This window comes from Janthinobacterium sp. GW823-FHT06H09 (assembly GCF_058794735.1).
Genome location: NZ_JBXAHC010000011.1, coordinates 126,935 through 146,001 on the forward strand (window position 1 = coordinate 126,935; position 19,067 = coordinate 146,001).

Annotated in this window: 20 protein-coding genes; 19 read left to right on the forward strand and 1 reads right to left on the reverse strand. The window is 62.1% G+C overall.

The annotated features are described in order from the left end of the window. Positions 1 to 206: 206 nt before the first annotated feature. The 8 genes from AC1Q6X_RS19900 to AC1Q6X_RS19935 all read left to right on the forward strand — a co-directional run bounded on the left by AC1Q6X_RS19900 (position 207) and on the right by AC1Q6X_RS19935 (position 8,130). Positions 207 to 1,676, forward strand: a complete 1,470-nt coding sequence (locus tag AC1Q6X_RS19900; protein WP_492498217.1) for a flagellin N-terminal helical domain-containing protein — start codon at positions 207 to 209, stop codon at positions 1,674 to 1,676. Positions 1,677 to 1,760: 84 nt separating this feature from the next. Further along, on the forward strand, positions 1,761 to 2,123 hold the full coding sequence (locus AC1Q6X_RS19905) for a flagellar protein FlaG (RefSeq protein ID WP_492498218.1): 363 nt from the start codon (positions 1,761 to 1,763) through the stop codon (positions 2,121 to 2,123). A gap of 231 nt (positions 2,124 to 2,354) precedes the next feature. Continuing rightward, positions 2,355 to 5,030, forward strand: coding sequence for a flagellar filament capping protein FliD (gene fliD / locus AC1Q6X_RS19910; RefSeq protein WP_492498219.1), 2,676 nt, complete (start codon positions 2,355 to 2,357; stop codon positions 5,028 to 5,030). 21 nt (positions 5,031 to 5,051) lie between these two features. Then, a complete protein-coding gene (gene fliS / locus AC1Q6X_RS19915; RefSeq protein ID WP_230502636.1) occupies positions 5,052 to 5,498 on the forward strand; it encodes a flagellar export chaperone FliS in 447 nt (148 codons plus the stop codon). A 3-nt stretch (positions 5,499 to 5,501) separates the two neighbouring features. After that, positions 5,502 to 5,828 carry a flagellar protein FliT gene (locus AC1Q6X_RS19920; RefSeq protein WP_070222370.1) on the forward strand — a complete coding sequence of 109 codons (327 nt, stop codon included), beginning with the start codon at positions 5,502 to 5,504 and terminating at the stop codon, positions 5,826 to 5,828. A gap of 26 nt (positions 5,829 to 5,854) precedes the next feature. Then, positions 5,855 to 7,039, forward strand: coding sequence for a flagellar hook-length control protein FliK (fliK, locus tag AC1Q6X_RS19925; RefSeq protein ID WP_492498220.1), 1,185 nt, complete (start codon positions 5,855 to 5,857; stop codon positions 7,037 to 7,039). Continuing rightward, positions 7,032 to 7,358, forward strand: coding sequence for an EscU/YscU/HrcU family type III secretion system export apparatus switch protein (locus tag AC1Q6X_RS19930; protein ID WP_035821344.1), 327 nt, complete (start codon positions 7,032 to 7,034; stop codon positions 7,356 to 7,358). Before fliK ends, AC1Q6X_RS19930 begins: the two co-directional genes overlap by 8 nt. Before the next feature lie 25 nt (positions 7,359 to 7,383). Next, a complete protein-coding gene (locus AC1Q6X_RS19935) occupies positions 7,384 to 8,130 on the forward strand; it encodes a flagellar brake protein (RefSeq protein WP_083287058.1) in 747 nt (248 codons plus the stop codon). A gap of 139 nt (positions 8,131 to 8,269) precedes the next feature. On the opposite strand, the gene fliE is transcribed toward AC1Q6X_RS19935, so the two are convergent. After that, on the reverse strand, positions 8,270 to 8,611 hold the full coding sequence (gene fliE / locus AC1Q6X_RS19940) for a flagellar hook-basal body complex protein FliE (protein ID WP_070222365.1): 342 nt from the start codon (positions 8,609 to 8,611) through the stop codon (positions 8,270 to 8,272). A gap of 289 nt (positions 8,612 to 8,900) precedes the next feature. Here fliE and fliF point away from each other — a divergent pair, with 289 nt between their 5' ends. The 11 genes from fliF to fliP all read left to right on the forward strand — a co-directional run bounded on the left by fliF (position 8,901) and on the right by fliP (position 19,061). Further along, the gene (gene fliF, locus AC1Q6X_RS19945; protein ID WP_070289137.1) at positions 8,901 to 10,616 is read left to right on the forward strand and encodes a flagellar basal-body MS-ring/collar protein FliF; all 1,716 of its coding nucleotides are present in this window, start codon (positions 8,901 to 8,903) and stop codon (positions 10,614 to 10,616) included. Continuing rightward, entirely contained in the window at positions 10,609 to 11,607 is a 999-nt protein-coding gene (gene fliG, locus AC1Q6X_RS19950) for a flagellar motor switch protein FliG (protein ID WP_034754023.1), read from the forward strand. The genes fliF and fliG overlap by 8 nt, the downstream gene beginning before the upstream one ends. A gap of 43 nt (positions 11,608 to 11,650) precedes the next feature. After that, positions 11,651 to 12,352, forward strand: coding sequence for a flagellar assembly protein FliH (locus tag AC1Q6X_RS19955; protein ID WP_070222451.1), 702 nt, complete (start codon positions 11,651 to 11,653; stop codon positions 12,350 to 12,352). A gap of 89 nt (positions 12,353 to 12,441) precedes the next feature. Next, positions 12,442 to 13,758, forward strand: a complete 1,317-nt coding sequence (fliI, locus tag AC1Q6X_RS19960; protein WP_227742184.1) for a flagellar protein export ATPase FliI — start codon at positions 12,442 to 12,444, stop codon at positions 13,756 to 13,758. A 32-nt stretch (positions 13,759 to 13,790) separates the two neighbouring features. Then, complete coding sequence (gene fliJ, locus AC1Q6X_RS19965) at positions 13,791 to 14,231, forward strand: flagellar export protein FliJ (RefSeq protein WP_492498221.1); 441 nt, start codon at positions 13,791 to 13,793, stop codon at positions 14,229 to 14,231. Between the two features lie 19 nt (positions 14,232 to 14,250). Continuing rightward, positions 14,251 to 15,543 (forward strand): flagellar hook-length control protein FliK, encoded by a 1,293-nt coding sequence (locus AC1Q6X_RS19970; RefSeq protein WP_492498222.1) that lies wholly within the window; start codon positions 14,251 to 14,253, stop codon positions 15,541 to 15,543. 186 nt (positions 15,544 to 15,729) lie between these two features. Further along, on the forward strand, positions 15,730 to 16,242 hold the full coding sequence (fliL, locus tag AC1Q6X_RS19975; protein WP_070220126.1) for a flagellar basal body-associated protein FliL: 513 nt from the start codon (positions 15,730 to 15,732) through the stop codon (positions 16,240 to 16,242). Between the two features lie 6 nt (positions 16,243 to 16,248). After that, positions 16,249 to 17,235 carry a flagellar motor switch protein FliM gene (gene fliM / locus AC1Q6X_RS19980; RefSeq protein WP_070220128.1) on the forward strand — a complete coding sequence of 329 codons (987 nt, stop codon included), beginning with the start codon at positions 16,249 to 16,251 and terminating at the stop codon, positions 17,233 to 17,235. A 50-nt stretch (positions 17,236 to 17,285) separates the two neighbouring features. After that, the gene (fliN, locus tag AC1Q6X_RS19985) at positions 17,286 to 17,720 is read left to right on the forward strand and encodes a flagellar motor switch protein FliN (RefSeq protein ID WP_070220130.1); all 435 of its coding nucleotides are present in this window, start codon (positions 17,286 to 17,288) and stop codon (positions 17,718 to 17,720) included. Continuing rightward, on the forward strand, positions 17,717 to 18,295 hold the full coding sequence (gene fliO, locus AC1Q6X_RS19990; RefSeq protein ID WP_492498223.1) for a flagellar biosynthetic protein FliO: 579 nt from the start codon (positions 17,717 to 17,719) through the stop codon (positions 18,293 to 18,295). The genes fliN and fliO overlap by 4 nt, the downstream gene beginning before the upstream one ends. Continuing rightward, positions 18,285 to 19,061, forward strand: a complete 777-nt coding sequence (gene fliP / locus AC1Q6X_RS19995) for a flagellar type III secretion system pore protein FliP (RefSeq protein WP_070220134.1) — start codon at positions 18,285 to 18,287, stop codon at positions 19,059 to 19,061. The genes fliO and fliP overlap by 11 nt, the downstream gene beginning before the upstream one ends. The last annotated feature ends 6 nt before the right edge of the window (positions 19,062 to 19,067 follow it).

Here is a 19,067-nt window from a genome sequence, read left to right on the forward strand (position 1 = left end):
TCAAGTTTTCTCAAACGCCGTCGTCTAGCGCGCAGTCAGGCACAAACTGAAGGGCTAAAAATTAAAATTTAAAGCTGTTTTCGCCATAAATTTTCCCGCAGAGCAACCGTTACCCTAAACAACAGCGGCTTGATTGTCCCGGAACAGCGGGGCAGGCCAAAGTGACTAGCACATAGCGCAATGTAGTACCTGTCTGGAGAATTATCATGGCTGCAGTAATTAACACCAACATCGCTTCCCTGAACTCGCAACGCAACCTGTCGACCTCGCAATCGGCCTTGAGCACCTCGCTGCAACGCCTGTCTTCCGGCTTGCGCATCAACAGCGCCAAGGATGACGCTGCTGGTCTGGCGATTTCCGACCGCATGACGTCGCAAATCCGCGGCATGACCCAAGCCACCCGCAATGCAAATGACGGCGTCTCGCTGGCCCAAACGGCCGAAGGCGCACTGTCGAGTTCGGGCGACATCCTGCAACGCATCCGCGAACTGGCCGTGCAATCGTCGAACGCCACCAACTCGTCGAGCGACCGTCAGGCGCTGCAAACCGAGGTTGGCCAACTGAGCTCGGAACTGAACCGTATCGCCCAAACCACCTCGTTCAACGGCCAGGCACTGCTCGATGGCACCATGGGTACGGCCAACTTCCAAGTCGGCGCAGATGCGAATCAGCTGATTTCGGCCAGCGGCGCGAACTTCCTGACGAACACCTACGGTAACAACCGTGTGTCGAACGACTCGACCGTAGTCAAGGCCACCACCAATGCCGATGCAGCCACCAAGGATATCAAGATTTCCGGCGCGCTCGGTTCGGCAACCTACAAAACTACTGCCGCCACGGAAACGGCCAAAGGCATCGCAGCCGGCGTGAACAAACTGACGTCGAGCACTGGCGTGACGGCAACGGCCTCCACCGAAGCCAACCTGGCACTGGGTTCGAGCGAAGCGTATTCGATCGATGTAAAAGGCGACAACGCCAACGCCGTGACCGTTTCGTTCTCGGTTGGCGCCGGTCAAACGGCCTCGGACTATGCCGCAGGTATCAACGCCTTTAATGCACAATCGGCAAAAACCGGCATTACCGCCGAATACGATGCCAAAAACGGCGGTATCAAGCTGAATCATGCCACCGGCGCGGACATCAACTTGGCCAACTCCGGCACGGTTGCCAATACGACGTTCGCCGTCGGCAGCTACAACCATACGACCAACGCAGTGGTAGCTGGCGTCACGCCTACGGCAGCCGCTGCCACGGCAGTCGTCAACGGCCACGTGACCTACGATTCGGATAGCAGCTTCGCCGTGACCGATGCTTCCGCATTTGCCACCGGCACGGGTGCCACGGGTGTATCGAAACTGAGCTCCGTTGCTGACATCGACGTCACCACGTTTGATGGCGCGCAATCGGCACTGAAAGTTGCTGATGCAGCCCTGGCCCGCGTCAACGGCCAACGCGCCCAGTACGGTGCTTTGCAATCGCGCTTCTCGTCGGCGATTTCGAACCTGCAATCGACCACGGAAAATCTGTCCTCGTCGCGCAGCCGCATCGTCGATACCGACTTTGCTGCGGAAACAGCCAGCCTGACCCGTGGCCAGATCCTGCAACAAGCCGGTACCGCGATGCTGGCGCAAGCGAACTCGCTGCCAAACGGCGTGCTGAGCCTGCTGCGCGGCTAATCTTCGATTAGCCTCGTAACATCGCAGGATTCAGGTTCCCCTGCCGGATTTTTTCGGCAGGGGAATTTTCACTAGGAGAACACCATGGCTATTGAGACGATAGGGGCCGCCTCTGCGTCCCGAATCGACAAGAGTTACACCCCGGCAGATACTACTCCCTCCCGCACGGCAACGGCCAACAGCATTGGCGTACCAACTGCACAGAGAAATGACCCGGAACCCAGTCGCGCGCAACTGGACCAGGCAGTATCGGAACTAAACCAGTCATCGCAAATCAAGACCCAAGGCCTGGAATTTGCCGTCGACGAAGATAGTCAGCGCACAGTGGTCAAGGTAATTGATCAAGAAACCAAGGAAGTCTTGCGGCAGATCCCGACAAAGGAAGCATTGGCGCTGGCCAAGGCCTTCGACTCGGCCAAAGGTTCCCTGATCAGCCAAAGTGCCTGAGGGATGAGCCTCTGCCCATATACGCCTGACAGTATCACCAGCATCCACACGACACCGGGGTCCGATAAGCTGCTTATCGGACCCCGTATTTTCATTGTACCAACGATAATTTTCCACACAATTCCTGCCACTTCCTTGCCCGAATTGAAAACAGCGCGGTAAATCCCCCTCTCAAGTCCTGATCGATTCTGCCGATAACAGCTTATATTAGTGTTTTCCTAGGAGCATGTAGTGGCCATCACACCAACCTTATCCTCTCCAGGCATCGGCAACAGCACGCTGGATGTGAATGCCATCATCGAGAAGCTGATGGCGGCGGAAGCTGTGCCACTGGGCACCTACGACAAGAAAACCGCCTCGTACCAAGCAAAGCTGAGCGCACTCGGCACCCTGAGCGGCACGATCAGCACCTTCCAGAATTCGCTTTCTTCTCTGAGCAAGACGGATAACTTCCGGGCCGTGTCGGCCACGCCGACCGATCCATTGATCCTGACGGCAACGGCCGGAGCCAAGGCCGTCGCTGGCAGCTACAACATCAACGTCAGCCAGATGGCGCAGGCACAGACACTGACTACAGGTGGCATGTCGAGCAAGCTGTCGAATATCGGCCTCGGCGCCAAAACGACTATTTCCTTCCAGCTCGGCTCGGTTGGTGGCGGTACGTTTGGCCTGGCCGGTACCAAGCTCGGTGGCAATACCTTGCTTACGGGCGTTAACAATGGGTCGCTGAGCATCAACGGCACGGCCATCCCCACCGATGCCACCACCAAGAGTGCGCGTGCGCTGGCCGAAGCGATCAATGCCAAGAGCAGCACTACTGGGGTCACGGCCACGGCGCAGCCGGTATCGTCCGACCCCGCCATGTTCAGCGGCTTTGGCAATGTCAGCACGGGCGCGGGCAGCAGTTACTCGCTGTCTGTTGGCGGCGTCGAGATTTTCGCGCAAGGTGAAAATACCGCAGCAGGCGCCGGCCTGACAGCTAGCAGCCTCGACACTACATTGGAGGGACCAAATGCCGTCTCGAACGCCTTGGCTGCAGCCAATATCACGGTCACCGGCAAGGCTGCGGACGGCACCTTGAAATTCACGCGAGCCGACGGTTCGAATCTGAACATTGAAGAAATCGTCACGGGCGATACACGCGGCGGTATCGGGCTTGCGACTGGCGCCGTCAATGACGGTTCCAATGTCACCGTCGCCAGTTCGGTCACGCTGGCGTCGAGCAACGCCAGCCCCATCATGATTGGCGGCAGCAACCCTGCCGCCGCAGGTTTAACCGCCGGCTCCGGCGGTGCTTACATGAATACCAACTTCACCCAGGACGGCAACCAGTCCACGGGATCGGTGGTGATCGATTCTAGCAACAATACCCTACAAGGTATTCGCGACGCCATCAACAATGCCGGACTGGGCGTAACGGCCAGCATTGTGTCGGACGGCACGGACAAGCCTTACCATCTGGTACTGGCATCGACCAAGACGGGGATCAGCTCGGCGATGAAAATCACGCTCAGCGGTAGCGACGGCCAGCCGGCCGACAGCGCATTGACATCGCTGCTGGCCTATGACCCGTCAGGCGTGCAAAACCTAAAACAAAACAGCGCCGCGCAAAATACGCAGCTCAGCGTCAATGGCATTCCCATTACCAGCAGTTCGAACAGCATCGACAGCGCCATCGAGGGCGTAACCATCAACGTGGCGAAAATCGGTTCGACCAACCTGTCGGTATCAAAAGATATTTCTACCGTCAAGACCAGTATCAATACCTTCATCAAGGCATACAACGAGTTGAATACGGCGATGGCGAAACTGACCTCGTACGATCCCGATACCAAGGCAGCTGGCTTGCTACTGGGAGATTCCACTGCTCTGTCCATCCAGAGTCAGCTACGCAAACAGATGGGTGCACCAATTACTGGTCTGACAGGCAACCTGAAGGCCCTGAGTCAGGTTGGTATTTCGTTTCAAAAAGATGGCAGCCTGAGCCTGGACACCACCAAGCTGGACAAGGCTATCGGCGAAAATTTTTCCGATGTGGCAGGCCTATTCGCAGCCCTCGGCAAAACCACCGACAGCACGGTGTCCTTTACCAGTTCTACCTCGGCCACCAAGCCAGGCACCTACGCACTGAACGTGACGAACATGGCTAGCCAAGGGACGCTGAAAGGCAATACCGCCCTGCCCGCCAGCACCGTCATTGGCAGTGACACCGTATGGAACGTAACCTTGAATGACAGCACGCCGGCGGTGGCGAAAAATACGGCAAAGGTCATCATTCCTGCGGGCAGTTACACCCCCACCCAGCTAGCCAGCCTGATCCAATCGTCAATCAATGGCATCAAGGCGTTTTCCGATGCCGGCTCCTCGGTGGCTGCCACAATCGATGGCACTGGCAAGCTCAGCGTTGCATCAGCCCGCTATGGTTCCGTCTCCAATATCGCCATTTCCAACGGCACAGGTACCCCGATCGACGGCCTGTTCGGAGGTGCCACGCCAACCGTCGGCACCGACGTGGCCGGCACCATCGGCGGACAACCGGTGGTCGGTTCCGGGCAGAGCCTGACTGGTGCCGCAGGCTCGCCAGCGGAAGGATTGAAAGTGGAAATTACCGGTGGCACCATCGGTGCGCGCGGTAATATCAGTTTCTCCCAAGGCTACGCTTATCAGTTGAACAATCTGGCCACGTCCTTTCTTGGCACGGGCGGCATGATCACCAGCCGTAGCAAGGGCCTCAACGAGAGCATCACGCAGGTGGCGGAGCAACGTCAGCGTTTCTCGGACAAGCTAAATAATATCGAGGCGCGCTACCGAGCCCAGTATTCACGACTGGACGTGACGCTGAGCAAATTAGCAACCACGCAAACCTATTTGACCCAGCAGCTGGCCGCCATCGCCGCCAACCGTTAAGCCCAATCGTCAGGAGAATATATGTTTGGAACCCAACAACGCGGCGTCAACGCCTATGCCAAGGTCGGCCTGGAAACGGGCATCGGCTCGGCCTCGCCGCACAAGCTGATCGTGATGCTGTACGACGGCGCCCTGGTGGCCGTGCTCAGCGCGCAGATGCACATGAAATCGGGCAATGTGCCGGAAAAAGGCAAGTCCATCTCGAAAGCCATCCAGATCATCGACAATGGCTTGCGCGCCAGCCTGGACAAGGACGCGGGCGGCCAGATCGCCGAAGGCCTCGACGCCCTGTATGAATACATGAGCGCGCGTCTGCTGACGGCCAACCTGCAAAACGACATTACCCTGCTGGAAGAAGTGCAGCGCCTGCTGACCGACCTGCGCGAAACCTGGAACGCCATCGGCGCCACGCCGGCCGCCATTCCCGGCGCCGATTTGAAACGTATGCCCAGCCTTGCGAGCGCCTGATCCATGATGACCCACCAAGAAGTCCTGACCACCTACGAAGCCATGCAGACCCTGACGGGCCGGATGGTGACCGCCGCCACCAACGCCGACTGGGACGAGCTCGAAGCGCTGGAACAGCGCATCAGCGCGCATGTGGCCGCGCTGAAGGCGAATGAAGAAAAAGTCGTGCTGGAAAGCGCCGGCCGCCAGCGCAAGGTCGCCCTGATCAAGCAGATCCTGGAAGACGACCGCAAGATCCGCGACCTGACCATGCCGTGGATGGCGCAATTGTCCAAGCTGATCAACAGCACGGGCACCGAGCGGCGCCTGGCCAACGCCTACGGCGTCTAAACGCCCACGGGGCAAGGCGAGCTATCATGTTGCCGAAGATGGATGCGATCGGCATGACGCCCCTGACCCCGGTCAAGCCCACGCGGGCTGCCGATGCCGTCGCCGACCCGCGCCAGGCCGAGTTCCAGCGCTCGCTGCAGGGACTGATCGGCAAATCCATGCAGGGACAAGTGCTGGCCCGCATGGGCGACGGCAGCTTTCTCGTGCGCGTGGCCGGCACGCCAGCCCGCATGCAGCTGCCCGCGGGCGCCCAGGCGGGCACGGAAATCCCGCTGACCTTGATTGGCATCAATCCCCGCCCTTCTTTTCAAATCGGCAATAACCGCGACCAGCCCGCCAGCGCCCTGCTGACCTATGCGGATGCGGACGCGGAAGCCGAGCCCGAGGCTGCCGACCTGCGCGGCCCCCAAGCCGGCGCCGCCCAGGCCGGCACGCGCGCCAGCAGCACGGCGGCCACCCTGCTCAGCCGCGCACCGCTGACGCCAGCCAATCTGCTGCCCGCCCTGGCCGGCGACACGCCTGCGCCGGAGCTGAGCACCACCGCGCGCGCCATCAGCACAGTGCTCAGCCAGGCGGAAAGCGTGCCCGGCGCGCCCCTGTCCCTGGTCGGCAAGACGCCGCTGATGGCCACGCCAAACGCCGCCCCGGCCCAGGTGGCCCAGAAACTGCAGGATGCCGTCGGCAGCAGCGGCCTGTTCTATGAATCGCATGTGGCCGAATGGGCCGAGGGCAAGCGGCCGCTGGCCTCGCTGTTGCTGGAACCGCAAATGCAGAAGGCGGCACAGGGCGACGTCGTCAGGACGGGCACCGACCTGGCATCGGCGCAACTGATCAATTTGCAGCTGCATACGCACGAACAGGCGCGCGTGCAGTGGCAGGGCGAAGCCTGGCCCGGCCAGAAGATGCAGTGGGATATCAGCCGCGATGCGCCGGAAGGACAGCAGCACGAGAGCCGTGACGCAGACGAGGAAGCGACGGCCTGGCGCAGCAATGTGCGCTTCCAGTTCCCCCTGCTGGGCGACCTGGCCGCGCACGTGGTGTTGCAGGGCGGCAGCGTGGCCATCCAGCTGCAAGCGGGCAGCGAAGGCAGCGCCGATACCTTGCGCCAGCATGCGGCGCGGCTGGAAGCGTCGCTGGCCGCGGCCGGATGGCCATTGTCATCGTTGACGATCGCCGGCAAGCCGCAGGCGGCTGGAGAAGACGATGCTTGACGACACCAAGCGCAAGGTGCCGCAGACAGCCGTTGCCCTCGCTTACCAGAGTGGCACGCCGGCACCCAAGGTGGTGGCCAAGGGCAGCGGCCTGATCGCGGACCAGATCATCAGCACGGCGCGCGAACACGGCGTGTTCGTGCATGAGTCGAAGGAATTGGTGGCGCTGCTGATGGATGTCGACCTGGACCGCCAGATTCCGCCCGGCCTGTATCGGGCGATTGCGGAACTGCTGGCCTGGTTATATCATATTGAATCTGCGAATGGCGGGCCGATTCCGCCGCCGCCCGACACCAGCGTCAACCTCACCGATACATAGACAGGCATCAATGCAAGCACATATTATGGATTCCGGTCTCGAAAACTGGCATGATTTTGAAGTGGAATCGCGGCGGGAAATCATTGCCTTGCTGCGCGGCATCAGCGAAAAGAACCAGCTGATCCGCATGCTGATCCACGGTGAGTCCGATGTGTGCGTCACGTCCATCCTGGAAGTCGATGCCGACCACAACACCGTCATCCTCGACCGTTCCGTGAACGCCGACCAGAACCGGCGCATGGTGGCCGCCACCGGCATTTCGTTTGAAACCTCGCTCGACAAGATCCGCATCCTGTTTGCCAGCGCCCTCGTGGAAGAGTGCAACCATGGCGGCACGCCCGCCCTGAAAATTGCCATACCTGAAACACTGATCCGCCTGCAGCGGCGCGAGTATTACCGCATGACGACGCCCGTGAGCAATCCCGTGCGCGTCTCGATTCCCCTGCCGCCCTCGCTGGGCGGCGCCGACACCCTGTTTCCGCTGGCCGACATCAGCTGCGGCGGCATCGCCATCCTCGACAATAAACTGATGCTGGGCGAGACCATCGGCAGGGACTATCCCGGTTGCCGCATCGACCTGCCCGACGTCGGCATCGTCACCGCGACTTTGCAAATTCGCAATTCGCTGGACATGACCCTGCTGAACAACAAGCTGAACCGCCGCCTCGGCTGCCAGTTCGTCGACCTGCCGCGCAGCATGCTGGCGCACGTGCAGCGCTATATAACGCGCCTTGAACGAGAACGCAATGCGCGCATGGCGGGGCTGGGTTAATTCAATCCAGAGTCAAAGCTTAACGTTTCGCAAAAGCGTAGCGAGCGGCGATGATTTGCGGCCGAGACGCGCAGCTGTGCTATAGCACAGCGAGCATCGCAGGCCGCAAAGCGCGCCGCGCAGTAGCTTTGGCGATACGTTAAACTTGCATATTCATGATCTCATGATATGCAGCAACTAATTTATTCCTTACCTGCACCGTCGCCTGGAATTCGATGCTCGACTTTTGCATCGATACCATCACGTCCGACAGGCTGACCTTTTCGTCACCCATGGTAAAGCGCTGGCCCAGCGCCGACGAAGCCTGTTGCGCGCCGCTCACGGAGTCCAGTGCGCTCTTGAAGGCATCGGCAAAATTCACCTTCGCCGCCGGCATCTCGGTCTGGATCGCCGGTATTTTCGCCTCCGGCCGCGTGGCCGCCGACTTCAGTTGCGCGATCATCGCCTCGATCCTGCTGCTATCGATACCGCCTGTTTTCACTTCGCCTCCCGATTCTGGTGTGCTTCATAACTGTTCCATGCCTGTTGCACCCAGAGAACAAAACCCTGGCTTGCAAGGCAACGACGGGTACAATAACTTCCGTCACATGTTGCCAGGGTTCCACAATACCAGCGCCAACGCCAGCCGCTCGGCCGAGCAGGCGGCAAAAGCGCCTTCTATTTGGACGATTGAAGCGCGTGACAGTGGCGGATAATTCTGCATATCGCCCCCTCCTCCAGTGGAAGCGGCCCCCACTCACTACCCAACATACGCGCCCCGGAAGGCAATCATGGCTGTAGCCGAAGAAATCGATGTGAACCGCATACCACCGGAACCGGCGCCTGGCCGCTCGCCCGTGGAGTCCGTGCAAGCTTTCGCCAAGACGCCGATGGGCAAGAATTTCCTGCGCGGTCTGGGCGTGGCGGCACTGGTTGCCATCGGCGTGGCCCTGTACATGTGGAACCAGCCGCCCGAGTACAAGGTCCTGTTTTCCAACTACACGGACCGCGACGGCGGCGCCATCACCGCATCGCTGGACCAGCTGGGCATCAAGCACAAGTTTTCCGAAGGCGGCGGCGCCATTCTCGTACCGTCCGAGCAAGTCCATGACGCGCGCCTGAAACTGGCCGCGCAAGGCTTGCCGAAGGGCGGCAACGTGGGCTTCGAGCTGATGGAAAACCAGAAGCTCGGTGTGTCGCAATTCCTGGAACAGGTCAATTTCCAGCGCGCCCTCGAAGGCGAACTGGCGAAATCGATCGAATCCGTGTCCGCCGTCGATACGGCGCGTGTCCACCTGGCGCTGCCCAAACCGTCCGTCTTCGTGCGCGAACAGCAAAAACCGACGGCTTCCGTGCTGCTGAACCTGCACCCGGGCCGCGGCCTGGACCAGCTGCAGGTGAGCGCCATCGTGCACCTGGTGGCGTCGAGCGTGCCGGAATTGCTGCCAATCAATGTCACCGTGGTCGACCAGGCCGGCACCCTGCTGTCGAACCAGGAAAAGGACAAGGACCGCGCCAACGGCATCAAGAGCCTGGACCCGAACCAGCTGAAATACGTGCAGCAATTGCAGCAAAGCGTGATCAAGCAGGTCGAATCGATCTTGCTGCCCATCGTCGGCGAAGGCAATGTGCGCGCCGAAGCGACGGCCGATGTCGATTTCTCGCAAAGCGAACAGGCGGCCGAAACTTACAAGCCGAACTCGCCGCCGGAAGCGTCCACCATCCGCAGCCAGCAAACGAGCGAATCGACGGGCGCCGGCAATGCCAACCCGTCCGGCGTGCCGGGCGCGCTGTCGAACCAGCCGCCAGGCGTGGCGACGGCGCCATTGACGGCCGAGGCGCCGGGCGCCCCGGCTGGCGCGCCGACGGCGCCGACACAGAAGGAATCGACGACCAATTATGAAGTGGACAAGACTGTGCGCTACGAGCAGAAATCCATGGGCGGCCTGCGCCGCCTGTCGGTGGCCGTCGTCGTCAACTACCGCCGCAGCTTCGACAAGGATGGCAAGGTCACGGTCAAGCCGATTTCCCCTGCCGAAATGGTCCAGATCAACAATCTGGTCAAGGAAGCAATGGGCTACAACAAGGAGCGCGGCGACAGCTTCAGCGTGGCCAACTCGCCGTTCGACGGCATCGACCGCGCGCCGGAAGGCAAGCTCGAGTGGTGGCGCGACCCGGCCAACTTGCCGCTGGCCAAGGAACTGGCGAAATTCCTCATCACGGCCCTGATCCTGCTGTACATCTTCATCAAGATCGTGCGCCCGATGCTGCGCCCCGTGATGCGCAAGATCGACGATTTCGGCGCTCCGCCGCCCGTCATCGAGCCGGAACTGGCCAAGGAGGGCGAAGAAAACGAAGTCCTGCTCAGCGAAGCGGAGCTGGAAGAACTGGAAGAAGATACGGCGCGCGGTTATCGCGAAAACCTGGCCATGGCCAGAAAACTGGCGCAGGAAGACCCGCGCGTGGTGGCCAACGTAATCAAAGCATGGATAGGCAATAATGACTGAGACAACGGGACTGCAAAAAGCATCGATCCTGATGCTGGCACTGGGCGAGAGCGAAGCGGCCGAGGTCATGAAATTCCTCGGCCCGCGCGAAGTGCTGAAACTGGGCGCCGCCATGGCCACCATGAAGGGCATCGCGCACGAGCAGGTGGTCGAGGTGCTCGGCGACTTCCGCGCGCAGACGGAACTCAATTCCACCGTCGGCCTCGATTCGGACGAATATATCCGGCAAGTGCTGACCAAGGCGCTGGGCGACGACAAGGCGTCCGTGCTGCTGTCGCGCATCCTGGGCGGCAAGGATGCCTCCGGCATCGAATCGCTGAAATGGATGGACTCGCAATCCGTGTCCGAGCTGATCCGCAACGAACACCCGCAGATCATCGCCACCATCCTCGTCCACCTGGAACGCGACCAGGCCTGCGAAATCCTCGGCCACTTCACGGACCGCCTGCGCAACGACGTGGTCTTGCGCATCGCCACCCTGGACGGCGTGCAGCCGGCCGCCTTGCGCGAACTCAACGACGTGCTGACGAAACTGCTGTCGGGTAACGAAAACATCAAGAAATCGTCGCTGGGCGGCGTGCGCGCGGCAGCCGAAATCCTGAACTTCATGAGCGGCGAGCAGGAAGGCTCCGTCATGGACAATATCAAGAACTACGACAACGACATGGCGCAAAAGATCATGGACGAAATGTTCGTGTTCGACAACGTGATCGATATCGACGACCGCGGCATCCAGCTGCTGCTGCGCGAAGTGCAGTCGGAAATGCTGATCATCGCCCTCAAGGGCGCCTCGCAGGAACTGCGCGACAAGATCTTCAAGAACATGTCGCAGCGCGCCGGCGAGATGATGCGCGAAGACCTGGAGTCGAAAGGCCCCGTGCGCCTGTCGGAAGTGGAATCGCAGCAGAAACAGATCCTGCAGATCGTGCGCCGCCTGGCGGACGAGGGACAGATTGTCTTAGGCGGAAAAGGCGAGGATTCGTTTGTCTAATTTGATTCCCAAAGAGCAGCAAACCGCCTACCAGCGCTGGGAAATGACCTCGTTTGGCGACGAGCGCCCCAGCGTGGTGGCGGCGCGCAAGCTGCTCGAACCCGATCCCGAACCGGAATTCGATCCATTTGCCGAGCTGCACGAGGAAGAGCCGGCCCCGCCGCTCGAATACCCGACGCAGGAAGAACTCGACGCCATCCGCGAGGAAGCGCGCGCCACGGCCTTCGAGGAAGGCCGCGCTGCCGGCTATGCGGAAGGCCACGCGGCCGGGCATGCCGACGGCCATGCCGAATCGTATGCACAAGGCAAGGCTGCCTCGGCCGTGGAACTGGCGCACTTGCAAACCATCGCCGTCGATTTCGGCACGGCCGTGCACCAGGCCGACGAACTGATCGCCAACGACGTGATGGAACTGGCCCTGCAGCTGGCCAAGGGCATGCTCAAGACCGCCTTGCCCGTGCGCCCCGAACTGATGCTGCCGATGGTGCGCGAAGCCATCGAATACTTGCCTGTGCTGCAACAACCGGCCTTGCTGATGCTCAATCCGGAAGACGCGCAAGTAGTACGCGACGGTATCGGCGATGAACTCGACAAAGGTGGCTGGCGCGTCATCGAAGACCCGTCCGTGGAACGCGGCGGTTGCAAGATCGACACGGCCAGCAACCAGATCGACGCGCAGGCATCCACCCGCTGGCAGCGCCTGACGCATGCGCTGGGCAAAGACCTGGACTGGCTGGCGCCGTGAGCGAGCCCGTCAAAGGCCCCACTGCCCATGCGGCGCGCTGGCGCGCCTACCTGAGCGATTGTTCGGCCGTGGTCGGCTTTGTCGAACCGATGCAAATTTCAGGCCGCGTCACGCGCGTGGCCGGCCTGGTGATGGAAGCCGTGGGCTTGCGCCTGGCCGTCGGCGCCGCCTGTACCGTGCCGCTGCCCAATGGCGGCCGGGTCGAGGCGGAAGTGGTGGGTTTTGAAGGCGACCGCCTGTTTTTAATGCCGCAAAGCGACGTCGAGGGCATCGTGCCCGGCACGCGCGTGTTTTCCGTCGAGCCGGCCATCCCCCGCCCCGGCAGCGTGGCACACCCGCGCCGCCGCCCCAGCGACCGCGCGCGCCACCTGCCCGTGGGGCCGCAACTGCTGGGCCGCGTGCTCGACGGCGCGGGCCGTCCGCTCGACCAGCTGGGCCCGCTGCACACGACCGACAGCGCCCCCATCAACGTACGCCCCGCCAATCCCCTGGGCCGCGCGCCCATCGTCGATACGCTCGACGTGGGCGTGCGCTCGATCAACGCGATGCTGACCGTGGGCCGCGGCCAGCGCATGGGCCTGTTCGCCGGTTCCGGCGTCGGCAAGAGCGTGCTGTTGGGCATGATGGCCCGCTACACGGAAGCGGACGTGATCGTCGTCGGCCTGATCGGCGAACGGGGCCGCGAAGTGAAGGAATTCATCGAGCAAATCCTCGGCCCCGAAGGCCTGGCCCGTTCCGTCGTCGTCGCCGCACCGGCCGACACGCCGCCGCTGATGCGCCTGCAAGGGGCCGCGTATGCGACGGCGATTGCCGAACATTTCCGCGATCAGGGGCAAAATGTGCTGTTGATCATGGATTCGCTGACCCGCTATGCCATGGCGCAGCGCGAAATCGCGCTGGCCATCGGCGAGCCGCCCGCCACCAAGGGCTATCCGCCATCCGTCTTCGCCAAGCTGCCCGTGCTGGTGGAACGGGCCGGCAATGGCGAGGAAGGCGGCGGCTCGATCACGGCCTTCTACACCGTGCTGACCGAGGGCGACGACCAGCAGGACCCGATCGCCGACTCGGCGCGCGCCATCCTGGACGGGCATATCGTGCTCAACCGCCGCCTGGCCGAAGCGGGCCATTATCCGGCCATCGACATCGAGCAATCGATTTCGCGCGCCGCCCACTCGATCACCACGCACGAGCACCAGCAGCAGGCGCGCAAGCTGAAACAGCTGTATTCGCGCTACGAGCGCAGCCGCGACCTCATCAGCGTGGGCGCCTACAGCGCCGGCACCGACCCCGTGCTGGACCAGGCCATCGCCCTGCATGAAAAGATCGAGGCGTTTTTGCAACAGCAAATCACGGAGCGGGTCAGCATGGATGAGAGCTTGGGGCAACTTACCGCTCTATTCGACTGATTAGGACTTGCAGAGCGGGAATATAATCAGCCATGGCTTCTCCTTTCCAACTTGCTACCCTGATCGACCTTGCCCAGCGCGAAACGGACGATTGCGCCAAGCGCCTGGGCGCGGCCCTGAAAGCGCTCGACGATTGCCGCCAGAAGCTCGACATGCTGTCCGGCTACCGCGACGACTATGCCAAGCGCTTCGAGGCGAGCATGAGCAACGGCATCACGCCCATGGCTTACCGCAACTTCCAGGCCTTCATGGTCAAGCTCGACAGCGCCATCCTGGGCCAGCAGCAAGTGGTCGAGCATGCGCAGACGCGCAGCGAGAATGAAAAGATGCGCTGGCAGCTGGCCGAACGCAAGCGCATGTCGTACACCACCCTGAACAACCGGGCGCAGGAACAGGCGCTGAAGCTGGAAAACAAGCGCGACCAGAAAGCAATGGATGAGCACGCGGCGAGACAAGCCTATTACAAACGCTAAGCAACACTGAGGCAGCATCATGCAAACCCAGCCAACACCGATTTCCCAGATCATCTCGCCAAACGCCACGCCCGGTGCCGCCAACCGCAGCCAGCCCTCCACCAGCGGCGCGGCGGGCGACTTCCAGCGCACCCTGAACCGCCAGATCGAGCAACGCCAGGCCAGCCGTAATATGGCGCAAGCACCAGCGCCGGCGCCGGCACGCCCCGCCAGCCCTGCGGCCGCGCCAGCACCCGCGACGCCGGCGCCCGCCAATGAAGCGAAGCCGGCGCAAGCGGGCACCGAACAGGCGGCCAGCAGCGAGCAGCCGCCCGCACCAGCTACCGAGGCGGCGCCCCCCGCCAACGGCGACAGTGACAGCGCCACGGCAGAGGCCAGCGTGCCCGCCGTTCCCGCGACGACAGTCACGCCGCCAGCCGATCCGGCCGCCGAGATGCTGGCCCTCGTGGGCAGCATCCAGCTGGCCATCCAACCGCCGGCGCCAGCCGCCAAGGCCGTGCCGGAACTGCCGGCGCGCGCCAGCGTCAAGGCCGACGGCAAGGGCCTGGCAACCGGGCCGTTACTGGCAGCCGGCCAGGGCAGCGGCAAGGCCGCCGCCACCGTCATCGCGCAAGCGGACAGCGGCGACTTTGCCGACAGCCTGGGCCAGGCCCAGGGCAAGGCGGCCGCCACACCAGGCGCCAGCGTGCCGGCAGGCAAGGCCGAGCCGGGCAAGCTGGCCATCGACGCCCAGCTGGCGGCCACCGCCAAGGCGGGCGCCGCCGTAGCCGAACCCATCCTCAAGGAAACGCCTGCCGACCTGAGCCGCCTTGCGGCCCAGTTGCAGCCGGGCGCGCTGCAGCAGGCCGCGGCCGCCGTGGCCGTGCCGGCCGACAAGCTGACGGGCCGGGTCGGCTCGCCGGCCTGGGACCAGCAACTGGGGCAGAAAGTCGTGTGGATGGCGGCCGGCGGCGACCAGAGCGCCACCCTGACCCTGAATCCGCCCGATCTGGGGCCCGTGCAGGTGGTCCTGACGGTCACCAATGACCAGGCCGATGCCGCCTTCATGTCGGCCCAGCCGGAAGTACGCCAGGCGCTGGAAGCGGCCATGCCGCGCCTGCGCGAAATGATGAGCGAAGCGGGCATCGCCTTCGGCAGCGCCACCGTCTCGGCCGGCACGCCGGAACAGCAAAACAACGGCGAGCGCGCCGCCTCGGGCGAACGCCGTGGCAATGGTCAGGGTGGCGGCACCTCCGGCGGCGAGATCGCCATCGCGCCGGCAGCTGGCGGCCGCAGCCGACCCAGCCTGAGTGCCGTGGATACCTTTGCCTGACGACAATTCGTCGTCCGCAGGCCACAGGCGCGCGCCTCGGCATAACTTTTCGTATAAAAACAGCGAGTTGAGGGCGCTTCCGCCCTCTTTTCACTGCATCCTTCTGCGCAGAATTTGCCGATAATGACATAATGGCGTCGTGATCCACTTCCATGCACCCGAGTACCATTGAAAGCAAATCCAAAAATGAAAGCAGATCCGAAAGCAGATGCAGGCCTGGCCCCCGCCGGCGCCTCGAAAAAGAAGCTTCTGATCATCGTGCTGGCCTCGGTGCTGGTGGCCGGCGGCATCGGCGGCGGTGCCGCCTGGTACTTCTTGCATGGCAAGGCCGATAAAGAAGAAGCGGCGCCGAGCAAGAAAAAACACGCCGCTTCCAAGGCAGGTCCGCCCGTTTTCGTTCCCGTCGATGCCTTCACCGTCAACTTGCAGCCGGAAAATGGCGAGCAATATCTGCAGATCGCGTTTACCCTGCAGGTGGGCAGTCCGGAAGAAATGGATAGCATCAAGCTGAACATGCCGAAAGTGCGCAGCCGCTTGTTGCTGCTGCTGTCCGGCAAGAAGGCGTCCGAACTCAATACCGTGGAAGGCAAGCAGCAGCTGGCGGCCGAAATCATCAATCAGGTGAACCAGCCGTTCGAGGACAAAGGGCCGGAACAGGACGTGACGGACGTATTATTTACCGCATTCATCATTCAATAAGCAGCCATGGCCGATAATTTCCTCTCCCAGGAAGAAGTCGATGCCCTTCTGAAGGGCGTCAACGGAGACCAGGACGACGCGCAGACGCCGGAAGATGTCACGGGAGTTCGTACCTACAACCTGGCAACCCAGGAGCGCATCGTGCGCGGCCGGATGCCGACGTTGGAAATTATCAACGAGCGTTTCGCCCGGCTGCTGCGCGTAGGCCTGTTCAACTTCCTGCGCCGCAGCGCCGAGGTGTCGGTCGGGTCCGTGCGCGTCTCGAAGTACAGCGAGTTCATCCGTAATCTGGTGGTGCCGACCAATCTGAACCTGGTGCACATGAAGCCGCTGCGCGGCACGGCCCTGATGGTCTTCGATCCGGGCCTCGTCTTCCTGCTGGTCGACAATCTGTTCGGCGGCGACGGACGCTTCCACACACGCGTCGAAGGGCGCGACTTTACGCAGACGGAGCAGCGCATCATCCTGCGCATCCTCGATATCGTCTTCGAGGCCTATACCAAGTCGTGGGAGCCGGTCTTCCCCGTCGAATTCGAATATATCCGTTCAGAAATGAACACGCAGTTCGCCAACATCGCCACGCCGAACGAGGTGGTGGTGGCGTCCACGTTTACGGTGGAACTGGGCTCCGTTTCCGGACAGATCCACTTCTGCATGCCGTATTCGATGATCGAGCCGATCCGCGATTCGCTGACCTCGAGCCTGCAGGGCGAGGCGCTGGAAGTGGACAAGCGCTGGATCCGCCTGATGACGCAGCAGATCCAGATCGCCGAAGTCGAGCTGGTGGCCTCGCTGGGCACGGCGCGCGTGTCGTTCGACGAGATTTTGAACATGAAGGTGGGCGACATCATCCCCCTGAATATTCCCGAACTGATCGCCGCCACCGTCGACGGCGTGCCCGTGATGGATTGCACGTATGGCGTGTTGAACGGACAATATGCGCTGAAAGTCGAAAAGTTGCTGGCGAATGCCGACAATATGAATAACCATTAAGAAATACCCGGATCGCGCTGCGGTCCGTATCCGTACAACAGGAGAAACACATGTCTGACAACCAAGACGACCAAAGCGCGGAAGACGATTGGGGCGCGGCCATTGCCGAGCAGGCCAAGGCGGAAGCCGAAGCGCTGCAGAACCAGGCCGCCACTACGGCCAGCGCGGCGAGCGCCGCCGTGTTCAAGGACTTTTCCAAGCAGGCATCGAAGTCGGAAACACACAACGATATCGATTTCATCCTCGATATTCCCGTGCAGCTGACGGTCGAACTGGGCCGCACCAAGATCGCCATCAAGAACCTGCTGCAACTGGCACAGGGTTCCGTGGTCGAGCTCGACGGCCTGGCCGGCGAACCGATGGACGTGCTGGTCAACGGCTGCCTGATCGCCCAGGGTGAAGTGGTGGTGGTCAATGACAAGTTCGGCATCCGCCTGACCGACATCATCACGCCTTCCGAACGTATCCGAAAATTGAATAAATGAAGCCTGGCCTGTTGATTTCCACCGTGCTGCCGCTCCTGGCGGCATGCAGCATTGCCCACGCGGAACCGGCAGCCGCGTCGGCGCCGGCGGCCAGCGCCGTCAGCGCTTCCGTCGCGGCCGCAAGCGGGACACCGCCCGTTGCCGCAGCAACGGTGCCGGCCACCTCGCCTGCCGCCGCCCTGCCCGCCATGCCGGCGGGTGCGCCCATGACGATGGCGCCGACAAGCTCGGCCGGCAGCCTGCTGCAAACCATCTTCGCGCTGATGTTCGTGCTGGCCCTGCTGATCGGCCTGGCCTGGTTCATGAAACGCTATGGCCCCAAGGTCATGGGCGGCAACAACAAGATGCGCGTCGTCAGCTCGCTCAACCTGGGCGGACGCGAACGCATCGTCCTCGTCGAAGTGGCCGACCAGTGGATCGTCGTCGGCGCCTCGCCCGGCAGGATCAACGCGCTGGCCACCATGCCGCGCCAGGAAGGCGAGTTGCCGCAACTGGCGACGGCGCAAAACGGCCCCGCGGCCGCCAATTTTTCCGAGTGGCTGAAACAGACCATCGAAAAACGCAATGGGAAATAAGCAGCAGATGGCGTGGTCCACCTTGAAGACTCCCCTGACCTGGCTGCTGGCGGCCGCCGCCCTGGCCCTGCCGCTGTGGGCGCTGGCCGAACCGGGCATCCCGGCCTTCAACAGCACGCCGGCGCCGGGCGGCGGCCAGAATTACTCGCTGCCGGTGCAGACGCTCATCCTGATGACGTCGCTCACCTTCCTGCCGGCGGCCCTCTTGATGATGACCTGCTTTACGCGCATCATCATCGTGCTGTCCCTGCTGCGCCAGGCCATCGGCACGCAATCGGCGCCGCCGAACCAGGTGCTGGTGGGGCTGGCCCTGTTTTTGACCCTGTTCGTCATGGGCCCCGTGTTCGACAAGATCTATACGGATGCGTATCAACCGTATCAGGAAAACAAGATCAGCATGCAGCAGGCGATGGACAAAGGCGTCGATCCCCTGAAAACCTTCATGCTCAAGCAGACGCGCCAGGCCGACCTGGCCCTGTTCGCCAAGATGTCGCGCTCGGCGGCCCTGCAAGGCCCGGAAGACGTGCCGCTGCGTATCCTCGTGCCCGCCTTCGTCACCAGCGAACTGAAGACGGCGTTCCAGATCGGCTTTGCCATCTTCATCCCGTTTTTGATCATCGACATGGTGGTCGCCAGCGTGCTGATGTCGATGGGGATGATGATGATGTCGCCGGCGACGATCTCGCTGCCGTTCAAGCTGATGCTGTTCGTGCTCGTCGACGGCTGGCAGTTGCTGCTGGGCTCCTTGTCCCAGAGTTTTTACTAGGGGAAG